Origin of the sequence: Gordonia effusa NBRC 100432, from assembly GCF_000241305.1 — a bacterium.
Taxonomy (GTDB): Bacteria; Actinomycetota; Actinomycetes; order Mycobacteriales; family Mycobacteriaceae; genus Gordonia; species Gordonia effusa.
In genome coordinates this window covers 17,178-42,129 of record NZ_BAEH01000073.1, presented here as the reverse complement: position 1 = coordinate 42,129, position 24,952 = coordinate 17,178, and the positions used below count along the sequence as shown (strand labels likewise).

The window sequence follows — 24,952 nt, the reverse complement described above, 5'->3', positions numbered from 1 at the left end:
AATAGGGAGAGTGGGATGCGCAAGCGGACGGGGGAGTTCATCGTCGTCGCGATGATGGTCGCAGCGGTTGGTGGATGCACTATCGACGGGTCACCAAGCGCGGCACCGAGCTCGAGTGCGGGCCCGGCGTCGACTGTGCAATGCGCATACCCCGACGCGGCGGATCCATTCGCGAAAATTCCAACCGCCGCACCACCGGGCGTGCCCGAGGATCAGCGAATCGCGGCGCTCAAGCAGATCGGAGAACTGAAGGCGGGTGCGGCAAAGAAGCGGTCGGCGCCCAAACCCGATAGCTCGGCCGCCGCCGAGGGAGAAGTCGTGTGGACGATCGCGACGAACCGAGGAGTCATCGGAGCGACCCTGATACGTCATAACGCCGCCTGCAACGTGAATGCTGTTGTCTCGCTGACTCAGAATAGATACTTCGACAACACAGAGTGCCACCGCCTCGCGTTGGCTCAAACACTGAGAGTCTTGCAGTGTGGCGATCCGACAGCCACCGGCGTTGGCGGGCCGGGGTGGAGTAGTCCCGACGAACCGCCGAAGGGACTCGAGCCGGGTTCGACGCCGGAGTCAGTGGTGTATCGGCGGGGCACGATCGCCGTGGCGAATGCCAATAGCACCTACACCGGTGTCAAGAACTCAGGAGGCAGCCAGTTCTTCATAGCCATCGCCGATAGCCCATTGCCCGCGCAGTACGCCGTGATTGGACAGGTCAGTAACGAAGGCCTCAAGGTACTCGACACGATTTCGTCGGGTGGAGTCATCGCCGAAACGGCGGGTGGCGTGGACGGTAAACCAAAGCTGCCGGTCACGTTGTCGACGGTGACGGTTGGATTCTGACTGACGCAGCGCCGCGTCTCAGCCGAGCGGGTTATGTGCGCAGAAAATCGCGGTACCTGGGAAGTATGACCCACGCAGCGGGCTCCACTGCCCCCATTCGCGTTCGAAGCCCTCGGGCCACTCGGGCTCGACGATGTCGTCGAGAATCATTCCCGCTGAACGTATTTCACGCACCCGGTCGCCGATGGTGCGGTGGTGCTCGACATAGGTCGCGACTCCGTCGTCGTCGAATTCGGCATAGGGCGTGCGATTGAAATAGGGGATGGCTACGGTCAGTCCGGCCGGGCCCGGATCGTCCGGGAACATCCACCGCATCGGATGGTTGACCGCGAAAACCCAACGGCCGCCGGGCTTTAATACTCGCGCGACCTCGGCCATGACGCGAGCGGAATCAGCCACGAAGGGCACCGCGCCGAACGCTGAACACGCTAGGTCGAAGGAATTGTCGGCGAATGGCAGGTGCTCGGCACCTGCCTGGATAAGCGGGACGTGGATTCTGTCGCCAGCCATCGCCGAGATACCATGCGCAAGCATCTGTTTCGAGAGATCCAAACCGACCGGATGCGCCCCGTTTGCCGCGAGCCACCGTGAACACGGCGCCGAGCCGCAGCCGACCTCCAAGATCACCTTTCCGGCGATCGGACCTAGTAGCTCGACCTCGGCTTCGCGCAATCCTTCTGGGCACCAGACGAAGTCGCCGCCGGCGGTGTGCTCGCCGAGGAAGTCTCCGTGGGTTGCGTGATAATCGTCGGCGTCGCTATCCCACCACGCGCGGTTGGCGCGTTCGCTGGTGGGCGAGTCAATGTCGCCGAGAAGCCTTGGTGGCCGGTCGGTTTCACCCTCAGAACTCATGTACGGAGATGATAGTCGTCAGCAGTCGCGGCCGGGCAGCACATGTTCGGTTCGCGCATCGCCGTCCCACTGGCGCACCGCAGAGAATCTGACCGGTGCATCGTCGAGGTCGAGCGACTCGAGGGCGATGGCCAGTTGCTGCGAGGTTAGACGGCGCGCCAGCGTGATGTGGGGTGTCCACGTTCAATGCGTCGGCGGTGTCGTCGGGAAGCAGTTCGATTGAGTGCGTCATGCGAGAATTCCGACATCTGCGACAGCGATGCTCATCACCAGTAAACCGCTGCCGACGGCGCGCCCGATCCAGAGTGCGACGCCGCCTTTGCAATTCATGCGCGTAATCGTATCGTCGGCCTCATTTGCCCAGCGCAATCGGGATGGCGTAGTGTTACGTGCGCGCGTGAAGTCTCGCGCGCGTTGTCGTGCCCGATCCGTCTTTCCTCGGAAAGGCCTGGTACCAGGTTCGGCAGATCAACAACATACACCTACTACATACCTGTCCGGAGCAACTCAACATATGTCGTCCCCCACGATCACCTCGCCGCAAGTAGCCGTCAACGATATCGGCTCGGCTGAGGACTTTCTCGCCGCCATCGACTCCACGATCAAGTACTTCAACGATGGCGACATCGTAGAAGGCACCATCGTCAAGGTCGATCGGGACGAGGTTCTGCTCGACATCGGTTACAAGACCGAAGGCGTCATCCCTTCCCGCGAACTCTCCATCAAGCACGACGTCGACCCCAATGAGGTCGTCAATGTCGGCGACGAGGTGGAAGCACTCGTCCTCACCAAGGAGGACAAGGAAGGCCGCCTGATCCTGTCCAAGAAGCGCGCACAGTACGAGCGCGCGTGGGGCACCATCGAGGAGCTCAAGGAAAAGGACGAGGCCGTCAAGGGCACCGTCATCGAGGTCGTCAAGGGCGGCCTGATCCTCGACATCGGTCTGCGCGGCTTCCTGCCCGCGTCGCTCGTCGAGATGCGTCGCGTCCGTGACCTCCAGCCGTATATCGGCAAGGAGATCGAGGCCAAGATCATCGAACTCGACAAGAACCGCAACAACGTGGTCCTGTCGCGTCGCGCGTGGCTCGAGCAGACCCAGTCCGAGGTCCGCAGCGAATTCCTGCATCAGCTGCAGAAGGGCCAGGTCCGCAAGGGCGTCGTGTCCTCGATCGTCAACTTCGGCGCATTCGTCGATCTCGGTGGCGTCGACGGTCTGGTGCACGTTTCCGAGCTGTCCTGGAAGCACATCGATCACCCGAACGAGGTCGTTCAGGTTGGCGACGAGGTCACCGTCGAGGTGCTCGACGTCGATCTCGACCGCGAGCGTGTTTCGTTGTCGCTCAAGGCAACTCAGGAAGATCCGTGGCGTCAGTTCGCCCGTACACATGCCATCGGCCAGATCGTGCCCGGCAAGGTCACCAAGCTGGTGCCGTTCGGCGCGTTCGTCCGTGTCGAAGAGGGCATCGAGGGTCTGGTTCACATCTCCGAGCTGGCCGAGCGCCACGTCGAGGTTCCGGATCAGGTTGTCGCCGTCGGTGATGACGCGATGGTCAAGGTCATCGACATCGACCTGGAGCGTCGTCGGATCTCGCTGAGCCTCAAGCAGGCCAACGAGGATTACACCGAAGAGTTCGACCCGTCGAAGTACGGCATGGCCGACAGCTACGACGATCAGGGCAACTACATCTTCCCCGAGGGCTTCGACGCCGAGACCAACGAATGGCTCGAAGGCTTCGAGGAGCAGCAGGGTGTCTGGGAGGCTCGGTACGCCGAGGCGGAGCGTCGTCACAAGATGCACACCACCCAGATGGAGAAGTTCGCCGCAGCGGCCGCCGAGGCAGCCAATGCTCCGACGGACTACTCGTCCTCGTCGGATGAGAACCGCTCAGATGGTGCGGCCGCGCAGCAGGCGCCGGCTTCCACCGGTGGTTCGCTCGCCAGCGACGAGCAGCTCGCTGCTCTGCGCGAAAAGCTTTCGGGTAACGCCTGATTCGCTGATCTATAGCTAGATACAGAACAGCTCCCCGGTCTATGGATCGGGGAGCTGTTCTTTTGCTATGCGCTGGCTGCCCCACAGAAATTCCACCTTTCGCGACAATAATTGTCGTGTACGTCGATTCAGCTGTGGGGTAGCGGCTCGACTACAGCCAATGTGCCGGCGGGCCGTGGGGTGGACAGTATCCGACGACACGATCTGAGAAGTGCGGAGCGCAGCCGGCAGTGATGACAAAGCCGCCGTGACGTCGCGCCGCTCGGTAATCGACATCGGAGTCGTCGGAGGTGCGAGGCGGTTCGAGACCGATATGAGCGATCGGCGCGTCTGGAGTGGCGGCCGCCGCGAGTCGGCCGAGTTGGTCGGACGCTGCCGCGCGCACGTCGTCAGGCAGGTACTGCCACATCACCGAATGTGAGATTACGGTGAGTACACCGGGACTGGGCTCGATTGCCGCGAGGAACGAGTCAGCAGACTCCGGTCGCACGGAGATCGTTGTGGTAGAGGCGATATCGAGTGCGCCGCGCAGCCGCTCCAAGCGGGTCGTCTGGTCCGGCCAGACAAATGACTGTAAGGACAGCGCGTCGTCGGGGGCGGTCGCATCGAGCGGATTGATGTCACATCCGAGACGATCGACGATCAGCAGGTCTCCTTCGGGCGGCGTGTTTCCCGTCCACGCGTCGTCGAGCCGGACGGGCGACGTCAGTGGCCCGCGTGAACCGCCAGGCCAGCGAAGTGCGAAGTGGTCGACTAGCAGGTTGAGTCCCGCCGAGGCTCCGATCTCGACGAGGCGGATCGGTAGTGGAGCGGCGGCGGCAACGATGTCGAGTGCGCCGCGTAGGGCCGCGCTCCGGCCGACCTCATTGGTCTGCGGCGCCTGATTGAGGCGGCCGGTGATCTCGGACTGCATTGTGCGACAGGTGCTTTCGAAGGCCTCCCAAAGGTCGCGAGGCGTAACACCGGCCGGATCACCGCCGCAGCTGGGATACGCGCGGGCCAGATCAGGTGCGCGGCCGGCCAGTGCGAGCCGGTGCATCGCGCCGAAGAGTCGCAAGGTGATTGCCGAACCAGTCGGCTCGAATGCGAGCGGTGCGAGGATATCGGCGATGATGCCGCCTGCTTCCGCGTCGGTTGCGGCGGCCTCCATCAACTGGCGGTACAGCGGTGATCCGAGATTGCCGCATGCCTTGCCTTGCATGCGGACCTCGGCGGCGACCAGTTCGTTCGCGGTAGTCACAGCTGGCGGCCGGTCTTCGTCGAAACGCTCGCCACACAATGATGCTGCCAACGCAGAGTCACCGACATCGTCGGGCTAGGTGGGAAGGGCATGATGCCAACGTACCCGGCGACATCGCCCGCCACAGGCGGTAAGAGTGGGGTGGGCGACGGTGTAGCCGAGAGATTTGTCAGACTGGACCGGTGATCAGGGTAGGGCTGACCGGCGGAATCGGTGCGGGCAAATCGACAGTGGCCAAGACGTTCACCGAGCGCGGTGCATATCTGATCGACGCGGATAAGATCGCGCGCGAAGTGGTCGAGCCGGGCAGTGCGGGACTCACGGCGCTTGTCGAGGCATTCGGCGACGACATCGTGAGTGATGACGGTTCGTTGAATCGTCCCGCGTTGGCCGCTAAGGCGTTCGTCGATGAGGAACAGCGCGGGAAGCTCAACGCGATCACCCATCCTCTCGTTGGCGCGCGCACCCAAGAATTGCTGACCGCAGCTCCGAGCGATGCGATTGTGGTGCAAGATATTCCGCTGCTGGTAGAGAATCACACGGCCCCGTTCTTTCACGCCGTTGTGGTGGTGGACGCCGACGAAGAGGTGCGTATTCACCGACTCACGACGTCGCGCGGCCTTGACGAGGCCGATGCCCGCGCCCGGATCGCCGCGCAGGCTACCGAAGCGCAACGCCGCGAGGTCGCCGATGCTTGGCTGGAGAATTCTGGCTCTCCAGCGGATTTGGCCGCTGCGGCGGCTGCGCTATGGGACGAGCGCCTTGCGCCATTTGCGCGCAACGTCGTCGAACGGCGTGTGGTGCGTGGCCCTATTCGCCTAGATGTCGCGGACCCCACGTGGGCAGCGGCAGGCCGAAAGATTGTCAACCGCTTGTGGGCCCTCCTCGGCGACAAGGCAATCGCGATTGATCACATCGGTTCAACGGCGGTTGCCGGCCTGGACGCCAAGCCAACGATCGATATTCAAGTGAGTGTCGCCGACCTCGACGTCGCCGATCAATTTGCCGACCTGCTCGCCGACGGTGGTTTTCCCCGCATCGAGGAGGTGCGGTCGGACCGTCCGAAGGCTGATCCGGAAACTCAGATCATCGATCCACTGTTGTGGGCCAAGCGTTTTCACGGCTCAGCCGATCCGGGCCGCCCGGTCAACGTACACATTCGGGCAGCGGGATCGCCGGGCCAGCGTTTCGCACTCGACTTTCGCGACTGGTTGATCGACGATCCGCTAGCGCGCGCCGAGTACGAGGAGATCAAACGAGAAGCACTCGCCGCCGCCGATGGCGACGGTGACGCCTACACGGCGGCGAAAGAACCGTGGTTCGACGAGGCATATCTGCGGGTAGGCGCGTGGAAAGTCGGTCGGGAGTAGTCACACCTCATAGAACGTACGCGGATCGATCTCGTTGATCGACAGCCACTTCGATACCGGCATGCTTTCCGACGCGGCATTGTCTGTGCCCTGCCCATAGCCCTGCAGGGTGAGTGCGAGTGCGGGTGTGTCATCTACCTGCCTGGCGACTTCGTAAAGTACCGCCAATAAATGGAGGCACCGCGGCGAGCGCGCCCGGCACGAACAATCCGATCCTATGATTGTCGGAGCCGTGGACCGTCCAGCCGTGTTGAGTGCGCGATGGTTGTCTTCGCTCGGCCCTCGCGATGCCACGGCGAGATCGGCTATGGCCAAAGTCAACTCACGCGTCATTGGACCGAATTCCACACTGACCACCGACGCCTCGGATCCACGATGGACCGTCGCGCGTGCTTCCCGTCCGTCGAATGACACTGTGACACAGCCGTTGCGAGCGATGCTCCGTGCTCGCGGCAACATCGGCTCGGGTCGATTCGTCGACAGGGGCTCGGCAAGCCGCAGAAAGTCCATCCCCCAAGCCGTATAACCGAATTCGTTCATCAGGCCTCCTCGTCGCGTGTCCTGCGCAGAATATCGATCAGTCCTTCGTCGGACAGCGCGGTCAGCGCTGACAGTGCCGAAGCATCGGAATCGAGGGTCAGTGCGGATTTCCGTTCGTGCATCGCGGCGATATGTTCCTCGATGGTGCCTGCGGTATTCAACGTTGTGATGGTGACCGTTCGGGTTTGGCCGATGCGGTGAACGCGATCAGATGCCTGCGCTTGAACGGCGGGATTCCACCAGCGGTCGAAGTGAATGACGTCTGCGGCGCGAGTCAAGGTGAGGCCGGTGCCGGCGGCCTTGAGGCTCGCGACCAACAGACCGGCGCCGCGACCGGATTGGTAGTCGTCCACGATCGAGTCGCGGACAGATTGGCGAAGACCGCCGTGGAGAAACGGCACGGCGACGCCGAACAGTTCGGCGAGATGTGCACACAGCAGTTCGCCCGCCTCTCGATACTGCGTGAAGATTATTGTGGGGGAATCATTTTCGAGATTCGCGCCGACGATTTCGGTGCAGGTGTCGAGTTTTCCGGAACGTCCGATAAGTTGGTCGACCTGCCATGTCGGCGCGGTGGCGGCGAGCGCCGGGTGGTTGCAGACCTGTTTGAGACGCGTGAGAGTCGCCAGAATTCGGCCGTGCCGTTGTGTGCCGTGGCCGAAGCCCTCATCGATTGCGGCATTGAGTAGTTGATCGTAGCGCGTTGCCTGTTCGTCGGTGAGATCGCAGACGACATCGGTATGTAACTTGGCGGGTAGGCTGGCTGCCACTTGGGTCTTGTTGCGACCCAACACGATTGGCGCGATCGTCGCGCGCATTCGGCGCATGGCGTCGGGCGACCCTTGGCCGATGGGCAGAGTGAAGCGCCGTCGAAAGAGAGCGCGGTTCGAAAATTGTTGCCGGGCAACAAGGTTGAGTAGCGACCATAATTCGTCGAGATGATTCTCGACGGGTGTGCCGGTCAGCGCTATTCGGGCGTCGCTGTCCAGGGCGCGCGCTGCCTTGGACACTTGCGTGCGGTGATTCTTGAGAAACTGCGCCTCGTCGAAAATCGTCGTCGACCAGTGTCGTTGCGCGAGCGTCGAATGATGTCCGCGCAGCGTTGGGTAACCGGTGACAACGACGGCGCAATCGTCGGGGACCTCGAGTTCCCCACCGCGATATGCACTCGGATTGAGTTGGGGAGCAAAGTGGTTGATCTCGCGCAGCCAGTTGGTCACGAGAGACGTCGGGCATACGACCAGCGCCGTCGACGACAGTCGCATCGACTGGTGGACGAGGAATGCGATGGCTTGCAGCGTCTTACCCAGGCCCATTTCGTCCGCGAGTACCGCTCCATCGAAGGTGTCCACCGCGTCCAGCAGGAAGCCGACGCCGCGAACCTGGTAGCCGCGCAGCGTGGCGCCGAGCTGATCGTCGAGTGTGGCGCCCAGCTCGATGGTGTCGCGCAGCGTTGTCGTGGCGAAGTCGGCTGTGGTGATCGAGTTTCCGAGTGCGTCGGGGACAGCGTGCGCGGCAACGGGCAGCGGGACATCTGCTTCGATGTCGGTGACTAGCGTCTGCCACGCGCGTAGTGACGCGGATGGCTCGCTGGCGGCGATGCCGCTCAGGTCGGCGGGCTCGATAATCCGGCAGTCAACCTCGGTCGATCGAATACGCAGTCCTGATGCGTCGTCCCCGAAGCCGGGGATGGCGAGGGAGATTGTTTCGTCGACGTCGGTCAGTTTGGCTGAACCGGGCGTCGACCATAGTGCAAAAGCATGTCGGTCGGGTAGATAGGTGGCCTGTGGAGAAGGCAGGGGGGACCTCCGGTGAAATGCGGTTCTTGTGCGGCGTGGCGGTTCTGCAACGCACGCCGCACGGAAAATGTTCCCGGCCTAGCTATTTTCTGTCGAGCCAGGTCATCTTCTCGCCGACCTCGTCGTCGAGCCAAGCTTGAACGTCGTCGCCATGCGCTGCCGCGCCGACCAACGCTCGTGTCGCTATCTGGACGGCCTCTTCGCATTGCGTCGTGGTCAGAAAGTTCGCTGCGTGGGCATCAAAAATCTCATCGATGTCGATGAGTTCGAGCGGTGCGCCGGGAACGTCGACCAGATCGAGATACCAATCTTCGGCGTGCCACCGTCCGGCTGTGTCGGGTCCGGCGAATCGCCCGACGTCGAGATAGAGACGCTGACCGGTGCGATGGCCGTGAACGAAGTGAAAGATGCTGGCGCGCAGTCCGAGTGAGGGTAGAAGCCAGCTCTCTAAGTGGGAGAAGCGGGGATGGTCCGCGGTGCGCGACATATACAAGCCGAAGTCGGTCTGCCCGTATTGTTCGACCGGGCGGACGAAACCTTTGTTGTCGGTGTTTGTCGATGCGGGGACGTCGAACACCTCACGCTTGGGCGGGTGGAGGTCGCTGCTCATTCATTACACATACCATCGCTGCGTTACGCCTTGACGACGTTGCCGCCGGTGACTTGGACGGCTACCGCGGGCAGCGAGGTTTTCGCCGGGCCATTGGCGACCGTGCCGTCGAGATTGAATTTGCTGCCGTGACAGGGACAGTCGATCTTGCCATCGGTGACGCCGCTCAGTTTGCAGCCGGAATGGGTGCAGGTCGCCGAAAAGCCGGCGACCTTGCCGGCCGTCGCTTGGGTGAGAACAGTGTCGCCGACGATGATTCCGCCGCCGACCGGAACGTCGGCGAGTGGGGCTAGGACCCCTGCCGCCGCGCTAGTGCTGGGTGGTGACGCTTGGGTGTCGCTGGTGGTCGTCGATTCGGAATCGTCACTGCCGCAAGAAGATACGGCCAGCGCGACGGCCGTAACGCCGACGGCTACACCGGTTCCGGCAACGAATCGACGACGGGTGACAGTGGGCTGGTCATCCATCGGGAAGTCCCTTCGGGGCAATCATTGAGTTATGTGGGCTGTGCCGCCTATCATCGCGCATTCGGCGAGTTCGCACAGGCGAGTTGGTCAACCTCCATAAGTGACGATGGTGCCGACGAACGCGAAGGGAGTCGCAGCAGGGGAGCAGCCTCGGAAGCTATTGGTAGGTAGCGGCCCCATCAAGCCGACCTTGCTGCCGCGATTATTTGGTCCCTTGCGCACGGTTACCTGGATGGCGTAGGCGTTCGTCAGCCCGCCCGGCTCGCCCAACGGGACTACCGCCCGGATCGGATAGACCAGTGATGCGACGTTGCCACGGACATATATGCAGGTAACCGGGCCGAGGAATTCGACGCCGATCGGTCCTGAGCCATTGAGTACCTGGGCACGGTAGGTTCCGGTGGTGTTTCCGGTTGCGGTGCGAACTCCTACCGCGTCAATTCGTAGCGAATGGAAGTTGCCGATGACCATATCGCCGTGGATGCCGAGCGCTGCGGGAGTCGCGGCCGAAGCCGTGGGCGCGACCGCGGTGGCGCCGGCCGCGAGGCCCGCGGTCGTGGCGACGATGGCCACGAGACGGGTGAGAACTCGGCGAGCATTGAGTTGAGTGAACATTGAAACCTCGGTGAGGTGACCCCGACTGAATTTCGATGTAGTCGTGGCGCATGTGCTGCCAGCCGATCCTGACGTTACGCCGATCGGGAGTGTTGTCATAGGCCGCGGCTACCCTGTGGTCATGGCGTTTGCAGCAGAGCAACCGATCGTCGCGCACTCCGAGTTTCGTCCGATCGGCGACATCGAACGGACCGAAGCGCGGTTCGACGTGGTCAGTGAGCACGAGCCCGCAGGCGATCAGCCGACGGCCATCGCCGATCTGGAACGACGCATCACCGCGGGCGAGCGTGACATCGTGCTGCTCGGTGCCACCGGCACCGGAAAATCGGCGACCACCGCATGGCTCATTGAGAAAGTGCAACGGCCAACTCTGGTGATGGCGCCGAATAAGACTCTCGCCGCTCAGCTCGCAAACGAGTTGCGAGAGATGTTGCCGCACAACGCGGTCGAGTATTTCGTCTCGTACTACGACTACTATCAGCCCGAGGCGTATATCGCCCAGACCGACACCTATATCGAGAAGGACTCGTCCATCAATGACGATGTGGAGCGCCTGCGGCATTCCGCGACGTCGAGTCTGTTGTCTCGTCGAGACGTGGTGGTGGTCGCGTCGGTGTCATGTATCTACGGTCTCGGAACGCCGCAGTCATATTTGGATCGTTCGGTGGAATTGGCCGTCGGCGAACAAATCGATCGCGACGCACTCCTGCGGTTGCTGGTCGACGTGCAGTACACCCGCAATGATCACGCATTTACCCGAGGCAGTTTCCGGGTACGGGGCGACACCGTGGAGATCATCCCGTCTTACGAGGAGCTTGCCGTCCGGATCGAGTTCTTCGGCGACGATGTGGAGGCGCTCTACTATCTGCATCCGCTGACCGGAGATATTGTGCGACAAGTGGATTCGCTGCGGATCTTCCCGGCGACGCACTACGTTGCCGGGCCGGAACGGATGGAAAAGGCAATGAGTTCGATAGAGGCGGAACTCGCCGAACGTCTCGAAGAACTCGAGAACAAGGGCAAGTTGCTGGAGGCGCAGAGGCTACGTATGCGCACCTCATACGACCTGGAAATGATGCGGCAAGTCGGGTTCTGCTCCGGTATTGAGAATTACTCACGCCATATCGATGGCCGTGGCGCTGGTACGGCACCCGCGACGCTGATCGACTATTTTCCCGACGACTTCCTGCTCGTCATCGACGAGTCCCATGTCACCGTGCCCCAGATCGGGGCGATGTACGAGGGTGACATGTCGCGGAAGCGTAATCTTGTCGATTTCGGTTTCCGGTTGCCTTCGGCGGTCGACAACCGCCCGCTGACGTGGGATGAGTTCGTAGATCGCATCGGCCAGACCGTCTATCTGTCGGCAACGCCGGGGCCGTACGAATTGGGTCAATCCAATGGCGAATTCGTCGAGCAGGTGATTCGGCCGACCGGGCTGCTCGACCCGCAGGTGGTGGTCAAACCCACCAAGGGACAGATCGATGACCTCGTTCACGAAATCCGTGAACGCACCGAGCGCGACGAACGCGTCTTGGTCACCACGCTTACCAAGAAGATGTCCGAGGACCTGACCGATTACCTGCTTGAACTCGATATCCGGGTGCGGTATCTGCATTCGGAAGTCGACACGCTTCGTCGCGTGGAGTTGCTTCGGCAACTCCGTGCCGGTGACTACGACGTCCTCGTCGGTATCAACCTCCTCCGGGAAGGTCTCGACCTTCCGGAGGTATCGCTCGTCGCCATACTCGACGCCGACAAAGAAGGATTCCTGCGTAGCACTACCTCGCTTATTCAGACGATCGGGCGCGCCGCGCGAAACGTGTCCGGTGAAGTGCATATGTACGCCGACAAAGTCACCGATTCGATGCGCAATGCCATTGAGGAAACTGAACGGCGCCGCGAAAAGCAGATCGAATACAACAAGAAGATGGGAGTCGACCCGAAACCCTTGCGCAAGAAGATTGCCGACATCCTCGACCAGGTATATCGCGAAGCCGACGACGATTCGGTGGCCGTGGGCGGATCGGGTCGCAACGCGAGTCGAGGCCGTCGTGCGCAGGGAGACGGACCGAAGCGCGGTAGCTCGGGCATTGTCGAGAAACGCGATGTGTCGGCGATGCCACGCGCGGAATTGGCGGATCTGGTGTCGCAACTAACCGATCAGATGATGTCGGCGGCCCGCGACCTGCAGTTCGAACTTGCCGGTCGTCTCCGTGACGAGATCGCCGATCTGAAGAAGGAGTTGCGCGGTATGGATGCCGCCGGGATTTCGTAACAACTCGCATTTCATCGAGTACTGTAAGCAGGCTAACTGTGTCGATCGGCACGATTGTGACCCAAACTCTGTTGAAGCAAACTAATCTCACTAGCCAGACCTGTTCTAAAGCTCTGTTACCTCTGGAGGGAATTCAATGAGCGCATACCAGACGATCGTCGTCGGCACCGACGGTTCCGAATCGTCGTTGAAGGCAGTCGAGCGAGCTGGCGCCATTGCCGGCAGTGATGCCACGCTGGTCATCGCCTGCGCGTATTTTCCGAACGATCACCGCGACATCGATGCGATGTCGGATGTGTTGAAGGAAGACGCGTACCAGGTCCACGGCTCGGCGCCGACGGAGGAGATCCTTCGCAGTGCGCGCGAACGCGCCAACAAGGCGGGGGCCGAGGTTGTTCAGCTGCGCCCCGTCAAGGGTGCACCGGTCGATGCGCTGCTGCAGCTCGTCGAGGACACCAGTGCCGACCTGCTGGTGGTCGGTAACCGGGGCCTCAACTCGTTGGCCGGCCGACTGCTCGGTTCCGTACCCGCGGATGTTGCTCGCAAGGCGTCGAATGATGTCCTGATCGTCCACACGACCTAGTCGAACGCACTCAGATAGAACACCAACCCGGCCGCGGCCGGGTTGGTGTTTTGTTTATGCCCGGTCGGCATTGAAGCTATTGGGCCTCGCGGACTTCACGCGGTAGTCGTCGGCATCTGCGCCAGTGCCCGGGGCAACTCATGGCTGTGAACGACCACCAGACGCTGAGTAGCGCGGGTCAACGCCACGTACAGATCGTTGTTGCCGCGCGGTGACTCGGTGATGAGTTCGGCAGGTTCGACGACGATGATGTTGTCGAATTCGAGGCCCTTGCACTCGACGACGCTGTGCACCTTGATCTCTGGCGAGTCTGGCACGGCATCCAGGGCGGCCCTCGCGTCGTCGAGCAGCGCGTCGGGAACGATGACCGCTGTCAGCCCCGGCCAATCGGATTCCAGCGCTATCTCTATCGCTGTCGAAATGCGTTGCGCGGCGTCAACTTTGCGGGCAAGTGGTTTTATCCCATTGCTGCGCAACGACGTCGGTGCGTGCAGCGAGGTCGAGATGTCGGCGAGAACTTCGGTCGCGTACTCCATTATTTCGGCCGGAGTTCGATAGTTGACGGTCAGCTCGTGGAGCTGCCAGCGGTTAGCGACGTACGGCTCGAATACTGTTCGCCACGAGGTAGTGCCAGCCACATCACTGGTCTGCGCGGTGTCGCCGATGATCGTCATCCATCGATTGGGTATGCGCCGCATAACCATTCGCCACGCCATCGCCGAAAGTTCCTGCGCCTCATCGACGATGACATGCCCAAACGTCCACGTGCGGTCCTCAAACGCTCGCTCGGCCGTCGTCATCCGCTTGGTTTCCACCTGACGCGCCGCGAGTTGTTCGGCATCTATCAGGTCATAGGCCATCAGAATCTCGGGATCGAGTTCGTCTTCGATGTCCTGCGGCGCTGAGCCGGTCAGGATATCGAGAGCGTCTTGAGCTTCGGCCAGCTTCTGACGCCAACGTGCCTTATCGGCCTCATTGGCGTCTTCGGTCTGGTAGCCGATCAATTCGGCTAACTCGTCGATGAGAGGAATATCGCTGTCGGAGAACGTATCTCGCGCGACGATAGTCGAGTCATGCAGTGCGGCTCGGTCGGCCTCCGACCAGCCCGGCGTCGCCCGTCGGATATCTGATGGCGTGCTCAACAGGTCGGTAAGCAGACGCTGCGGGGTAAGGTACGGCCAGAACTCGAGGATGGCGGCGCGGATGTCATCGTCGCGTCCGAGGTCGTCGCGAATGTCGGCAAGATCGGATGACGTTAGCATTTGTGACCCGTCCAGGACGCTCGCACCGATGGTGCGCGCATGGGCCGCGGCCAGGCCGTCCAATGCCGCGCGTAGGAATACCGATTGCGCTTGGTTGTGCGCGCGTCGAGAACCGCGCGCTTTGCCGCGTGCGGCCTTGACCAACTCGGCGTCGATGAACAACGGGTAGCCGTCGAATCTGACCTCGACCCGTTGCTTGGGGAGTGACTGTCGTGCGCGGACAGTGCGTTTGAGGACGTCGAGGATGCGGAGGTCGCCTTTGATGGCGCGAGTTTCGCGAGAGTCGTTGTGCTGAGCCGAGATTCCGGGGAACAGGTCGCCGACGGTGGACAACACGACGCCGGTCTCACCGAGCGACGGCAGCACCTGGCCGATATAGCGCAAGAATTCGGCGTTCGGTCCGATAATCAAAACTCCACTGCGCGAAAGGATTTCGCGGTGCGTGTAGAGAAGATAGGCGGCGCGGTGCAGTGCGACGGCGGTCTTACCCGTGCCCGGGCCTCCTTGCACCACGCTGATGCCGCGATGGGTTGAGCGGATGATCAGGTCTTGTTCACGCTGGATGGTCTCCACGATGTCGGTCATCTCGCCGGTGCGCGCCGCGTTCAGGGCAGCGACGAGCGCTGACTCGTTGACAACGTCACCGTGTCCCAGGTCGTCGAGCTGTGCTTCGCCCGCGGCCAAGACCTCGTCCGATAGTCCGCGTACCGCCCGGTTGCGGGTGCGGATATGCCTGCGTCGGGTGACGCCCTCGGCGGCTGCGGGGGTCGCGAGATAGAACGGTCGGGACAGGGGAGCGCGCCAGTCGAGGAGGAGGGTCGAATCGGCGGCGTCGTCGTCGAGGATGCCGATACGTCCGATGCGCCTGGTCTCGCCATCGTCGAGGTCGAGACGTCCGAAGTATAAGTTGTGTTCGGCGGCATCGAATTTCGCCAGGTCCTCGACATAGAGCCGTTCATAGGACTCACGTTCGGAGAGTGCTTGTGGCGTGTCCGCCGATTCGCGCAAGGTGTCGGAGAGGCGACGTTTGGCGGTCGAGCGCATCCGATCGAGACGCGCGTACACGGCGTCGAGGTGGGTCTGCTCGTCGGTGATGCGCGGGTCGATGCTGCCGTCGCCGGAAGAGGGGCGCGTATGCGTCACGGTGGGTCAACAACCTCCTGGCGGCCTATGCCATCGCGAAAGAGACTCGAACAATCTTACGCGTGTACGGCGAGAGCGACTTGTGTGTTGTTCTCACCAGCCGCGTTGACGCCATTCGTCGAGGGAGCCGCGCTCGGCCCCGAGCGTGGTGCCGGCGCCGTGGCCGGGGTAGACCTCGGTGTCGTCGGGGTAGCGGTCGAAGATTTTGGTGGTGACGTCGCGGTACAGCGTGACGAAATCCTCAGGTCGCCAGGTCTTGCCTACGCCGCCGGGGAACAGGCAGTCGCCAGTGAACAGGTGTGTGCGCGGCTGGGAGTGATCGGCGTCGGTATCAGCGAAAGCGAGCGCGATCGAGCCGGGGGTGTGACCGACCAAATGGATGGCGTTCAACGTGAGGTTGCCGACGGTGATGGTGTCGCCGTCGTCTACGAGGACATCGGGTGCCACCGGCAATGCCGCGGCGTCGTGGCGGCCGGCCGCGGTCGGGACACCGGGATGGGCGGTGTTGATAGCCTCGAGCGCTTGCACGTGATCGGGGTGCTGGTGCGTGGTGAAGATGCTCCTGAGCTGGCCGGGAAGGCCGGCGAGTAGGTTTTCGATGTGCTCGGCGTCGTTGGCGGCATCGATCAGCAATTGGTCGCCGGTCTCGCGGCAGGTCACGATGTAGACGTTGTTGTCCATCGGCCCGACGGACAACGCGGTGATGGTCGCATGGTCGGTGACGAGGTTGACGTGTGGGGCTGGTGGGGCAGAGCTGGTTTTGGCCATGCCGGTCACGGTAGTCGGCGAATCTCTACTTGTCAGTGCCCCTCGGTATCGTGGATACGTACGAATTCTCGAACGTGAATATGTGAGGAATCCAGTGGTTGATCGCCTGATCGTGCGCGGTGCGCGGGAGCACAATCTTCGGGGGATCGATGTCGATCTGCCGCGAGACAGTCTCATCGTCTTCACCGGGTTGTCCGGCTCGGGCAAGTCGTCACTGGCCTTCGACACCATCTTTGCCGAGGGACAACGTCGGTACGTGGAATCGCTGTCGGCCTATGCCCGGCAGTTCCTCGGCCAGATGGATAAACCAGACGTCGACTTCATCGAGGGACTTTCGCCGGCGGTGTCGATCGACCAGAAGTCGACGAACCGCAATCCGCGATCGACGGTCGGCACGATCACCGAGGTGTACGACTACTTACGTCTGCTCTATGCCCGCGCGGGTAAGGCGCATTGCCCTCAGTGTGGATCACCGATCGCCAAACAGACTCCACAGCAGATCGTCGACCAGGTGCTGGCGATGGAATCGGGAGTGCGCTTCCAGGTACTCGCACCTGTAGTGCGTACCCGCAAGGGGGAGTTCGTCGACCTGTTCGCCGACCTGCAGACGCAGGGTTATTCGCGCGCCCGGATCGACGGCGTCGTATATCCGCTCACCGAGCCTCCCAAGCTGAAGAAGCAGGAGAAACACGACATCGAAGTAGTCGTGGACCGATTGGCCGTCAAGCCGACGTCGAAGCAGCGGCTGACCGATTCGATCGAAACCGCACTCGGCTTGGCCGATGGGATCGTGGTGCTGGACTTCGTCGACCTCGAAGAGAACGACCCCAAGCGGGAGCGCCGTTTCTCGGAGCGGATGGCGTGTCCCAATGGGCACCAGATCGCGGTGGATGACCTTGAGCCACGGGCTTTTTCGTTTAACTCGCCCTATGGCGCGTGCCCCGAATGCGACGGCTTGGGGATCCGAAAGGAAGTCGACGAGGACCTCGTCGTTCCGGACCCGGACCTCTCGCTCGCGGAGGGCGCGATTGCGCCGTGGTCGTCGGGACATAATGCCGACTACTTCCTGCGACTGATGGGTGGCCTCGCCGATCAGATGGGTTTCGACGTCGACACTCCGTGGCGCAGGCTGCCGATCAAAGCGCGTCGCGCGATCCTCAACGGCAGTGACCATCAAGTGCACGTGAAGTTCCGCAATCGATACGGGCGTACCCGTTCGTATTACACGGAATTCGAGGGAGTGATGGCATTCCTCGCGCGTCGGATGGAGCAGACCGAGTCCGAGCAAATGAAGGACCGGTACGAGGGCTATATGCGCGATGTGCCCTGTCCGGTCTGTGCGGGTGCGCGATTACGTCCCGAAATTCTGGCGGTAACTCTCGACAACGCGGTACATGGTCCGAAGTCCATCGCGGCCGTCGCCGAACTATCGGTGGCCGAATGCGCCGACTATCTGTCGGGGTTGAAATTGGGCGAACGCGAGCAGGCGATTGCCGGGCGGGTGCTCAAAGAGGTACAGGCGCGCATCAAATTCCTACTCGACGTCGGGTTGGAGTATCTATCGCTGTCCCGTGCGGCGGGGTCACTGTCCGGCGGTGAGGCGCAGCGGATCCGGCTTGCCACGCAGATCGGCGCGGGTCTGGCGGGGGTCCTCTATGTACTCGACGAACCGTCGATCGGCCTCCATCAACGCGACAACCGTCGGCTTATCGAGACGTTGACGCATCTGCGCGACCTCGGGAACACCCTGATTGTCGTCGAACATGACGAAGACACCATTCGTTCCGCGGATTGGATCGTCGACATCGGTCCGCTGGCCGGCGAACACGGCGGTCAAGTGGTCCACAGTGGCAGCTATAAGGACCTGCTGAAGAACAAGAAGTCGCTGACCGGTGCATACCTGGCCGGGCGCGATGTTCTGCCGGTGCCGGAGATTCGGCGCCCCATCAATCGGAAACGGCAACTGACCGTCGTCGGCGCACACGAGCACAATTTGCGCGACATCGATGTCTCATTTCCGCTCGGTGTGCTGACCGCGGTTACCGGCGTATCGGGGTCGGGCAAGTCGACGCTGGTCAACGACATCCTGGCTACCACCCTGGCCAACAAACTCAACGGTGCCCGACAGGTTCCGGGTCGGCATAAACGCATCAACGGTCTCGACAATCTCGACAAGTTGGTGCAGGTGGACCAGTCGCCGATCGGACGAACTCCGCGGTCCAATCCGGCTACGTACACAGGGGTCTTCGACAAAATCCGGACACTTTTCGCGGCAACCACCGAGGCGAAAGTGCGTGGTTATCAGCCGGGCCGGTTCTCGTTCAACGTCAAAGGCGGCCGGTGCGAGGCGTGTACCGGTGAGGGCACCATCAAGATCGAGATGAACTTCCTGCCCGACGTTTACGTCCCGTGCGAGGTCTGCCACGGCGCGCGATACAACCGGGAAACGCTGGAAGTGCACTACAAGCACAAGACGATCGCCGAAGTGCTTGATATGCCGATCGAAGAGGCCGCGGAATTCTTCGAGCCGGTTACGTCGATCCATCGCTATCTCAAGACGCTGGTCGAGGTTGGGCTCGGGTATGTGCGTCTCGGTCAGCCCGCGCCGACGCTGTCGGGCGGTGAAGCTCAGCGAGTGAAGCTCGCTGCTGAGCTGCAGAAGCGGTCAACCGGACGAACGGTCTACATTCTGGATGAGCCGACGACCGGCCTGCATTTCGAGGACATCAAGAAGCTGCTCGGCGTAATCAATGGACTCGTCGACAAGGGCAACACCGTCATCGTCATCGAGCACAACCTCGACGTCATCAAGACCGCCGACTGGGTAATCGACATGGGGCCAGAGGGCGGTAATGGCGGTGGAACCGTTGTGGCGCAAGGCGCTCCGGAGGATATCGCGACGGCGGCGGAGAGTCATACCGGCAAATTCTTGGCGGAGATTCTGCAGGTTTAGGCGCGGTGCGGGCCTGGCAGAGTTTGGTCCGGCCGGACCTGGCCGAGAAATTCACCTCTTTACTTGTATTCACCTCAGCTTCGGGCGAGGTGAATACGAGTAAAGAGGTGAATTGGGTTGGGCCGCAGAGCTATTGGCCGCTTCGAGGCTACTGGCCCATCGACTTGCGGATTTCCGCCAGCTTTGACGCCGCGGCTTCCTTGTTCTTGCGGTACAACTCGTCGGCGGCCTGACCTTCGGACGTCTCGTTGGCAAGCTCTTCGGAGCCGAGGGCTCTCGTCACTCGTTGCTCGATCTTGTCGCGAACATGATCGAAGGTCGGCACGCCCGACTCTGTGTACGGAGTCGCGGTGAGGGCGGGGTCCAGGGCTTGCGGATTGATGACGACCTCGGCGTCGACGATGTCGCCTGTTTGCGCGGGGGTGAGGCCGTCGCCCGAAGTGTCAGTCATGAGAACCAGCGTAGTCCGCGCTATCGCACTGGACCCGTCAACTTCTCGCCGGGACCTTCACCGGGCTCGTCGGGATGCGCACTCGCTTCGCGGAACGCGAGTTGTAGTCCTTTGAGTCCGTCGCGGATCGGCGCGGCATGAATGCCGAGATCGGGGCGAGCGGCGGTGACAATCCCGGCCAGTGCGGTGATAAGTTTGCGCGCTTCGTCGAGGTCGATCACGTCGTCTGAAGCACCCTCGGCAAGACCGAGTTTCTCGGCTGCCGCACTCATGAGCATCACGATGGATCGAGTGATGACTTCGATTGCGGGGATATCGACCAGGTCACGCACGTCATCGACGTCGACCCCGTCATCGTCACCGCGGGCAGCCGAATAGGAGTTCTCACTCATGACTGTTAGACTTCCACAGTACGACCGCCCTGGTGTTTGCCGGGGTTCGCAAGTGGAGTTCCGCTCCCACCGTTCGACGCACAGCTTGCCTGGCGTAGTTGCACGGTCCGGTCCAACGGCAATTCTCCCAGTTGGGAAGCAATTGCGCGGGTTCGGCGTTGTCCATTGTGGCTGCGGCGAGACCTGGATGGATCGGTCGGTTTCGGAGCCCCGTGGCGCACGCGAAAGCGTATCGTCGACGGGGTTCTTTGCTGAGGTGAGTTCCCCTTTCGGGCTTGGTGTGGTCGTGAAACGGCCCGCTCGCGCGCTCCCGGCGCTCGAGTAGCCACGGCCCGCTCGCGCGCTCCCGGCGCCGGGCAGCCAGACCTGTACGTATTGAATTAGGAGGCCCCATCAGCACTGAGACTCGCATCAACGAGCGCATCCGCGTCCCCGAAGTCCGACTCGTCGGACCGAATTCGGAGCAGGTGGGCATCGTGCGTGTTGAAGATGCGCTGCGCCTTGCGTATGAAGCCGATCTCGACCTGGTTGAGGTTGCTCCCGACGCTCGGCCGCCCGTCTGCAAGATCATGGACTACGGCAAGTTCAAATACGAGGCGGCTCAGAAGCAGCGCGAATCGCGTCGCAACCAGCAGATGACCGTCATCAAAGAACAGAAGCTTCGTCCCAAGATCGACGACCACGACTACGAGACCAAAAAGGGTCACGTCGTCCGCTTCCTCGAAGCTGGGTCCAAGGTGAAGGTGACGATCATGTTCCGTGGTCGCGAGCAGTCCCGGCCCGAACTCGGATTCCGGTTGCTGCAGCGCCTAGGCAACGATGTCGCCGAGTACGGCTTCGTCGAGACATCCGCCAAACAGGATGGCCGCAATATGACGATGGTGCTCGCGCCGCACAAGGGTGCGAAGACTCGCGCCAAGGCCGCGCCGCAGGGTCAACCGCGAGGCGACGACGCTGCTCCGGCAGCCGAATAACGCGCCAAGACTTATAGACCAATCGCAGGTCTCCATAGGGGAGCTGCACAGTAAGCATGAACGGCCGAGGTTTATTCGAAGCCGTTGACGAAAAGGAACTCACCATGCCAAAGAGCAAGACTCACAAGGGCACCGCGAAGCGATTCAAGGTGACCGGCAGCGGCAAGATCGTGCGCCAGAAGGCCAACCGCCGCCACCTCCTCGAGCACAAGTCGTCACGCCGCACCCGGCGTCTGGACGGCGTTGCCGTCGTCAGCGAGAACGACGCACCGCGTATCAAGCGCCTGCTCAACCGCTGATCACTCTTTCCCACACGACTTGAAGTAAAGGACTAACAACATGGCACGCGTGAAAAGGGCCGTAAACGCCCAGAAGAAGCGCCGCGCAACTCTCGAAGCATCGAAGGGTTACCGCGGACAGCGCTCGCGGCTCTACCGCAAGGCTAAAGAGCAGCAGCTGCATTCGTTGACTTATGCCTACCGCGACCGCCGTGCGCGCAAGGGCGAATTCCGTAAGCTCTGGATCCAGCGCATCAACGCTGCAGCCCGTGCTAACGACATCACCTACAACCGCTTCATCCAGGGCCTCAAGGCCGCTGGCGTCGAGGTGGACCGCAAGGTCCTCGCCGACATCGCGGTTACCGACGCCGCGGCCTTCACCGCGCTCGTCGAGGTCGCTCGCAAGGCACTGCCCGCCGACGTGAACGCGCCGGCCGCCTGATTTGAATTCAGAGTCACGACCCGCGAGGGCGTATCTGACAGCCGAACCGCTGTCCGATCGCTCCTCGCGGGTCGTTTCGATTGCCAAGCTGGCTCGCGCATCGGTACGTCGAGAACGGGGCGAATTCCTCGTCGAAGGTGCCAACTCGGTGACCGCCGCCCTCGACACCGGCCGCGCGACGCACCTGCTGGTCCGTGACGCCGACATCGACCGGTTTGCCGATCTGATCGCCCGAGGCATCGACGACGGTGTTCAGGTATTGCAGTTGACGCCGCGCGCTGCTGACAAACTGGCCGAAACATCAACGACTCCAGGCGTTTTCGCGGTCTGCGCGTCACTAGACGCCGACTTGGGAGAACTACTCGGTACCCAGCCGCGGCTCTTGGCCATCGCCGTCGAAATGCGCGAGCCGGGAAACGCTGGAACGCTAATCCGCTGCGCCGATGCGATGGGAGCCGACGCGGTGATTCTGCTCGGCGACAGTGTCGATCCGCATAATGGCAAATGCGTACGCGCTAGCGCCGGCAGCATCTTTCATGTGCCGGTCATTCGCGAACGAGACATTGCCGCCGGACTCGACGCTGTGCGGACAGCCGGGCTGACGATTCTCGCCACCGCTGCTGACGGTGAGCTGACCCTCGATGACGCGTCGACAATTCTCGCCGGGCCGACCGCGTGGCTATTCGGCAACGAGGCCCACGGCTTGTCCGACGATGTCGCGGTGAGCGCCGACCATCGCATTTCTATCCCGATCCGGGGACGGGCGGAGAGCCTGAATCTGGCTGCGGCGTCGGCAATCTGTCTCTATGCGAGCAGTGTCGCCCTCGCGAGATAACTCGAACGAAGCATCATGATGCTTCATGCTTGACGCGATGATGCTAAACTCAAGTATGCGACGCACGACCATCACTCTCGACCGCGATGTGGAGACCTTGCTGCGCAGGGCGATGAGTGAGCGTGGCATTACCTTCAAGGATGCGGTCAACGACGCTATTCGCGCTGGACTTGCCAAGCCGCCTACCAAGAATCGCGATATCACCTTCCCGACCTACTCCATGGGTCGAGCACGGGTCGATCTGACGCATGCGCTGGCGTTGGCGGGGGAGTTGGAAGACGAAGAGATCGCTCGCAAGCTGGAACAGGGTCGATGATCCTGGTCGACGCCAATATTCTCATCTACACGGTGAATAATGATGCGGCGCAACAGAATCGATGTAAGAGTTGGCTGATCGATGAACTTTCGTCCGGGCGCCCGGTTGGTCTCCCGTGGGTGAGTCTGCTCGCGTTCATCCGAGTGACCACTCATCAGCGGATCTTTGCGACACCGTTGGAGCCCACTCAGGCGTTGGGAGTCATTGATTCTTGGCTCGCGCTGCCGAATGTGAGCACCCCCGAGCCCGGCCCGCGTCATTTCGAACTCATGCGAGGGCTACTCGAAGGTGCCGGAACCGCGGGAAATCTCACCAATGACGCTTACCTTGCGGCACTTACTCTCGAGCTCGGCGGCAAGATCGCCACTTTGGACCGCGATTTCGCGCGATTCGACCTTCCGCTGGTAATTCCGCCCGAACTCGCGTAGTTCGCGGTACATGACCAAGTAGTTCTGCTCAGTTCCAGCGTCGCCGCGCCCGCGAGGCTTGACGTATGACCGTGTCAACCGCGCCCCGCCCGACGTCGATCCCGTTCGACGCCACCACTTCTAAGCCGCTGAAGATCCGTCGACTACCGTCGGCTCACCTTGCCGCATCTCCGCAATTGCCCAACGCCCGACTGCGAATGACCGCGGCCCGCCTCGACGCGCTTACCGGTCCGGGACGGGACCGGGTCATCGACCTGCTCCGCTTGGTCTCGCTCATCGTGGTTATCGCCGGGCATTCGATCATGTTGACAGTCAGCGTGACCGACGGGCGGGTCGAGCTGGGAAATATCCTCGGCGATGTACCCGCTCTACAAGTCGCGACGTGGCTCCTCCAGATCTTGCCGTTGTTCTTCTTCGCCGGCGCCGCAGCGTCGACCTATGGGTGGCGGCCCAGCCGGAATACGGCCGGGCACTGGCTTTTCACCCGAACTCAGCGGCTGTTGCGGCCGGTCTTCTGGTACCTGCTCGCTGTCGGGACTGTGTTGGGAGTGCTTGTGGTGCTGGGCGATTCGGCGATGGTCGACGTCGTGGCCCGGCTTGGGGTCCAACTTCTCTGGTTTCTCGGTGCCTATCTGATGATTCTCGCGGTGGTACCGCTCATGCAGCGGATAGCTGACGGCGCGACGCTAGTGGCCACGATTCTCGGCTGCTATGCGACCACCGCCGTGATGGATCTACTTCGGTTGTTTACCCGGGCTCAAGAGTGGGGATACGTCAATTACCTGACCGTGTGGATGATCCCCGCGCTACTCGGCGTCGGCTATGCGAAGCGACTCATCCGCCCCATCCTCGCCTTCGGAGTGGCCCTCGGAATGTTGGCGGTGAATATCGTGTTGGTTGCCGCCGGGCCATATGAGGTTTCCCTGGTGACCGTCCCCGGCCAGCAATTCTCCAACATGACCCCGCCTAGTCTGCTGCTCGCTGGTCACACCGTCGTGCTGAGCTGCCTGGCTATAGCGGGTGCGCAGGTGTTGGCGCGTATTGTTTCGCGTCCCAGGGTGTGGTGGTTTGTCGCCCTCGGAAACCGCGGCGCGATGACGCTTTACCTCTGGCACCTGCCGGTGTTGGCACTGATCATCGGCGGGGGAATGGTGTTGGGACTTGATCGATCAAGTACGACCGCGGGTTACGGCTGGATCATCGTCGGCGAGACCGCTCTACTGCTTCTGACGATGATCCCAGTGATCGGCGCGTTGTCCCGGTTGGAGAACAGACCGCTTCGTTGGTGGGATGACGCGCGTAATCGCGTGGCGAGTCCGGTGCGTGACGCCGTCGTGTGGGCGCTCCTGATGGTGACGGGGCTAGCGATCCTCATGCTCGCCCGCGGCGGCCTGCCCGGTGCCGGACTGTGGTGGCTGGCGATCGGTGCGACATGCGCGCTCGTCGCGCGGGTGATGACACGCAGCGGCGCCCCGGCGCAGGTCAGGTGATACGACCTGAGTCCGGCGAGTCGAGCGTGATGC

General features: G+C 62.0%; 25 protein-coding genes. 14 read left to right on the top strand and 11 right to left on the bottom strand.

The features are described from left to right. The first annotated feature begins 15 nt into the window (after positions 1–15). A complete protein-coding gene (locus tag GOEFS_RS12865; RefSeq protein WP_007318354.1) occupies positions 16–843 on the top strand; it encodes a peptidylprolyl isomerase in 828 nt (275 codons plus the stop codon). An 18-nt stretch (positions 844–861) separates the two neighbouring features. Here GOEFS_RS12865 and GOEFS_RS12860 read toward each other — a convergent pair whose 3' ends face one another. After that, positions 862–1,695 carry a class I SAM-dependent methyltransferase gene (locus GOEFS_RS12860; protein WP_007318353.1) on the bottom strand — a complete coding sequence of 278 codons (834 nt, stop codon included), beginning with the start codon at positions 1,693–1,695 and terminating at the stop codon, positions 862–864. A gap of 514 nt (positions 1,696–2,209) precedes the next feature. Between GOEFS_RS12860 and rpsA the strand changes: the two genes are divergently transcribed. After that, positions 2,210–3,685, top strand: a complete 1,476-nt coding sequence (rpsA, locus tag GOEFS_RS12855; RefSeq protein ID WP_007318352.1) for a 30S ribosomal protein S1 — start codon at positions 2,210–2,212, stop codon at positions 3,683–3,685. Between the two features lie 151 nt (positions 3,686–3,836). Here rpsA and GOEFS_RS12850 read toward each other — a convergent pair whose 3' ends face one another. Further along, complete coding sequence (locus GOEFS_RS12850) at positions 3,837–4,925, bottom strand: DUF2332 domain-containing protein (protein WP_083837326.1); 1,089 nt, start codon at positions 4,923–4,925, stop codon at positions 3,837–3,839. A 182-nt stretch (positions 4,926–5,107) separates the two neighbouring features. On the opposite strand from GOEFS_RS12850, the gene coaE reads away from it, so the two are divergent. Further along, positions 5,108–6,295, top strand: a complete 1,188-nt coding sequence (gene coaE / locus GOEFS_RS12845) for a dephospho-CoA kinase (protein ID WP_007318350.1) — start codon at positions 5,108–5,110, stop codon at positions 6,293–6,295. Here coaE and GOEFS_RS12840 read toward each other — a convergent pair whose 3' ends face one another. Both GOEFS_RS12840 and GOEFS_RS12835 read right to left on the bottom strand, forming a co-directional pair. Further along, positions 6,296–6,835 (bottom strand): SWIM zinc finger family protein, encoded by a 540-nt coding sequence (locus GOEFS_RS12840; RefSeq protein WP_007318349.1) that lies wholly within the window; start codon positions 6,833–6,835, stop codon positions 6,296–6,298. It abuts the gene before it with no gap. Further along, on the bottom strand, positions 6,835–8,187 hold the full coding sequence (locus GOEFS_RS12835; RefSeq protein WP_007318348.1) for a DEAD/DEAH box helicase: 1,353 nt from the start codon (positions 8,185–8,187) through the stop codon (positions 6,835–6,837). The genes GOEFS_RS12840 and GOEFS_RS12835 overlap by 1 nt, the downstream gene beginning before the upstream one ends. Here GOEFS_RS12835 and GOEFS_RS23935 point away from each other — a divergent pair. Further along, on the top strand, positions 8,128–8,391 hold the full coding sequence (locus GOEFS_RS23935; RefSeq protein ID WP_306304946.1) for a hypothetical protein: 264 nt from the start codon (positions 8,128–8,130) through the stop codon (positions 8,389–8,391). The genes GOEFS_RS12835 and GOEFS_RS23935 overlap by 60 nt on opposite strands. A gap of 325 nt (positions 8,392–8,716) precedes the next feature. Here GOEFS_RS23935 and GOEFS_RS12830 read toward each other — a convergent pair whose 3' ends face one another. The 3 genes from GOEFS_RS12830 to GOEFS_RS12820 form a co-directional block, all read right to left on the bottom strand. Next, positions 8,717–9,244, bottom strand: a complete 528-nt coding sequence (locus tag GOEFS_RS12830; RefSeq protein ID WP_007318347.1) for a ribonuclease FAU-1 family protein — start codon at positions 9,242–9,244, stop codon at positions 8,717–8,719. Positions 9,245–9,267: 23 nt separating this feature from the next. Next, positions 9,268–9,711, bottom strand: a complete 444-nt coding sequence (locus GOEFS_RS12825; RefSeq protein ID WP_007318346.1) for a QcrA and Rieske domain-containing protein — start codon at positions 9,709–9,711, stop codon at positions 9,268–9,270. A gap of 87 nt (positions 9,712–9,798) precedes the next feature. Further along, on the bottom strand, positions 9,799–10,326 hold the full coding sequence (locus tag GOEFS_RS12820; RefSeq protein ID WP_007318345.1) for a hypothetical protein: 528 nt from the start codon (positions 10,324–10,326) through the stop codon (positions 9,799–9,801). A gap of 121 nt (positions 10,327–10,447) precedes the next feature. On the opposite strand from GOEFS_RS12820, the gene uvrB reads away from it, so the two are divergent. Beyond that, positions 10,448–12,604, top strand: a complete 2,157-nt coding sequence (gene uvrB, locus GOEFS_RS12815) for an excinuclease ABC subunit UvrB (protein ID WP_040525093.1) — start codon at positions 10,448–10,450, stop codon at positions 12,602–12,604. A gap of 136 nt (positions 12,605–12,740) precedes the next feature. Next, positions 12,741–13,187: a universal stress protein gene (locus GOEFS_RS12810; RefSeq protein ID WP_007318343.1), complete on the top strand. Its 447-nt coding sequence runs from the start codon at positions 12,741–12,743 to the stop codon at positions 13,185–13,187. Positions 13,188–13,282: 95 nt separating this feature from the next. Here the strand turns inward: GOEFS_RS12810 and GOEFS_RS12805 are convergent, their stop codons facing one another. Beyond that, positions 13,283–15,592, bottom strand: coding sequence for a HelD family protein (locus tag GOEFS_RS12805; RefSeq protein WP_007318342.1), 2,310 nt, complete (start codon positions 15,590–15,592; stop codon positions 13,283–13,285). 93 nt (positions 15,593–15,685) lie between these two features. Beyond that, positions 15,686–16,360, bottom strand: a complete 675-nt coding sequence (locus GOEFS_RS12800; protein WP_083837325.1) for an MBL fold metallo-hydrolase — start codon at positions 16,358–16,360, stop codon at positions 15,686–15,688. Positions 16,361–16,454: 94 nt separating this feature from the next. Between GOEFS_RS12800 and uvrA the strand changes: the two genes are divergently transcribed. After that, positions 16,455–19,313, top strand: coding sequence for an excinuclease ABC subunit UvrA (gene uvrA, locus GOEFS_RS12795; protein WP_007318340.1), 2,859 nt, complete (start codon positions 16,455–16,457; stop codon positions 19,311–19,313). A 148-nt stretch (positions 19,314–19,461) separates the two neighbouring features. Here uvrA and GOEFS_RS12790 read toward each other — a convergent pair whose 3' ends face one another. Next, positions 19,462–19,764, bottom strand: a complete 303-nt coding sequence (locus GOEFS_RS12790; RefSeq protein ID WP_007318339.1) for a hypothetical protein — start codon at positions 19,762–19,764, stop codon at positions 19,462–19,464. Between the two features lie 20 nt (positions 19,765–19,784). Continuing rightward, positions 19,785–20,156: a DUF1844 domain-containing protein gene (locus tag GOEFS_RS12785; RefSeq protein ID WP_007318338.1), complete on the bottom strand. Its 372-nt coding sequence runs from the start codon at positions 20,154–20,156 to the stop codon at positions 19,785–19,787. 374 nt (positions 20,157–20,530) lie between these two features. Between GOEFS_RS12785 and infC the strand changes: the two genes are divergently transcribed. From infC to GOEFS_RS12750, 7 genes are all read left to right on the top strand, one after another. Beyond that, complete coding sequence (gene infC / locus GOEFS_RS12780) at positions 20,531–21,130, top strand: translation initiation factor IF-3 (RefSeq protein ID WP_083837324.1); 600 nt, start codon at positions 20,531–20,533, stop codon at positions 21,128–21,130. A gap of 104 nt (positions 21,131–21,234) precedes the next feature. Beyond that, the gene (rpmI, locus tag GOEFS_RS12775) at positions 21,235–21,429 is read left to right on the top strand and encodes a 50S ribosomal protein L35 (protein WP_005178720.1); all 195 of its coding nucleotides are present in this window, start codon (positions 21,235–21,237) and stop codon (positions 21,427–21,429) included. Between the two features lie 40 nt (positions 21,430–21,469). Further along, positions 21,470–21,850, top strand: coding sequence for a 50S ribosomal protein L20 (gene rplT, locus GOEFS_RS12770; protein WP_007318335.1), 381 nt, complete (start codon positions 21,470–21,472; stop codon positions 21,848–21,850). Between the two features lie 34 nt (positions 21,851–21,884). Next, on the top strand, positions 21,885–22,685 hold the full coding sequence (locus GOEFS_RS12765) for a TrmH family RNA methyltransferase (protein ID WP_040525092.1): 801 nt from the start codon (positions 21,885–21,887) through the stop codon (positions 22,683–22,685). Positions 22,686–22,740: 55 nt separating this feature from the next. Continuing rightward, complete coding sequence (locus GOEFS_RS12760) at positions 22,741–23,001, top strand: hypothetical protein (protein ID WP_040525090.1); 261 nt, start codon at positions 22,741–22,743, stop codon at positions 22,999–23,001. After that, a complete protein-coding gene (locus GOEFS_RS12755) occupies positions 22,998–23,429 on the top strand; it encodes a TA system VapC family ribonuclease toxin (protein ID WP_007318332.1) in 432 nt (143 codons plus the stop codon). Before GOEFS_RS12760 ends, GOEFS_RS12755 begins: the two co-directional genes overlap by 4 nt. 65 nt (positions 23,430–23,494) lie before the next feature. Further along, entirely contained in the window at positions 23,495–24,919 is a 1,425-nt protein-coding gene (locus tag GOEFS_RS12750) for an acyltransferase family protein (RefSeq protein WP_007318331.1), read from the top strand. The last annotated feature ends 33 nt before the right edge of the window (positions 24,920–24,952 follow it).

Excerpts from the sequence above, each read along its gene's own strand:
- GOEFS_RS12825 (WP_007318346.1), bottom strand. The coding sequence starts at position 9,711 with ATGGATGACCAGCCCACTGTCACCCGTCGTCGATTCGTTGCCGGAACC.
- GOEFS_RS12830 (WP_007318347.1), bottom strand. The coding sequence starts at position 9,244 with ATGAGCAGCGACCTCCACCCGCCCAAGCGTGAGGTGTTCGACGTCCCC.
- GOEFS_RS12840 (WP_007318349.1), bottom strand. The coding sequence starts at position 6,835 with ATGAACGAATTCGGTTATACGGCTTGGGGGATGGACTTTCTGCGGCTT.
- GOEFS_RS12790 (WP_007318339.1), bottom strand. The coding sequence starts at position 19,764 with ATGACTGACACTTCGGGCGACGGCCTCACCCCCGCGCAAACAGGCGAC.
- GOEFS_RS12785 (WP_007318338.1), bottom strand. The coding sequence starts at position 20,156 with ATGAGTGAGAACTCCTATTCGGCTGCCCGCGGTGACGATGACGGGGTC.
- rpmI (WP_005178720.1), top strand. The coding sequence starts at position 21,235 with ATGCCAAAGAGCAAGACTCACAAGGGCACCGCGAAGCGATTCAAGGTG.
- GOEFS_RS12750 (WP_007318331.1), top strand. The coding sequence starts at position 23,495 with ATGACCGTGTCAACCGCGCCCCGCCCGACGTCGATCCCGTTCGACGCC.
- GOEFS_RS12820 (WP_007318345.1), bottom strand. The coding sequence starts at position 10,326 with ATGTTCACTCAACTCAATGCTCGCCGAGTTCTCACCCGTCTCGTGGCC.
- uvrB (WP_040525093.1), top strand. The coding sequence starts at position 10,448 with ATGGCGTTTGCAGCAGAGCAACCGATCGTCGCGCACTCCGAGTTTCGT.
- GOEFS_RS12760 (WP_040525090.1), top strand. The coding sequence starts at position 22,741 with ATGCGACGCACGACCATCACTCTCGACCGCGATGTGGAGACCTTGCTG.
- GOEFS_RS12755 (WP_007318332.1), top strand. The coding sequence starts at position 22,998 with ATGATCCTGGTCGACGCCAATATTCTCATCTACACGGTGAATAATGAT.
- GOEFS_RS12810 (WP_007318343.1), top strand. The coding sequence starts at position 12,741 with ATGAGCGCATACCAGACGATCGTCGTCGGCACCGACGGTTCCGAATCG.
- GOEFS_RS12865 (WP_007318354.1), top strand. The coding sequence starts at position 16 with ATGCGCAAGCGGACGGGGGAGTTCATCGTCGTCGCGATGATGGTCGCA.
- GOEFS_RS12860 (WP_007318353.1), bottom strand. The coding sequence starts at position 1,695 with ATGAGTTCTGAGGGTGAAACCGACCGGCCACCAAGGCTTCTCGGCGAC.
- rplT (WP_007318335.1), top strand. The coding sequence starts at position 21,470 with ATGGCACGCGTGAAAAGGGCCGTAAACGCCCAGAAGAAGCGCCGCGCA.
- rpsA (WP_007318352.1), top strand. The coding sequence starts at position 2,210 with ATGTCGTCCCCCACGATCACCTCGCCGCAAGTAGCCGTCAACGATATC.
- GOEFS_RS12800 (WP_083837325.1), bottom strand. The coding sequence starts at position 16,360 with ATGGCCAAAACCAGCTCTGCCCCACCAGCCCCACACGTCAACCTCGTC.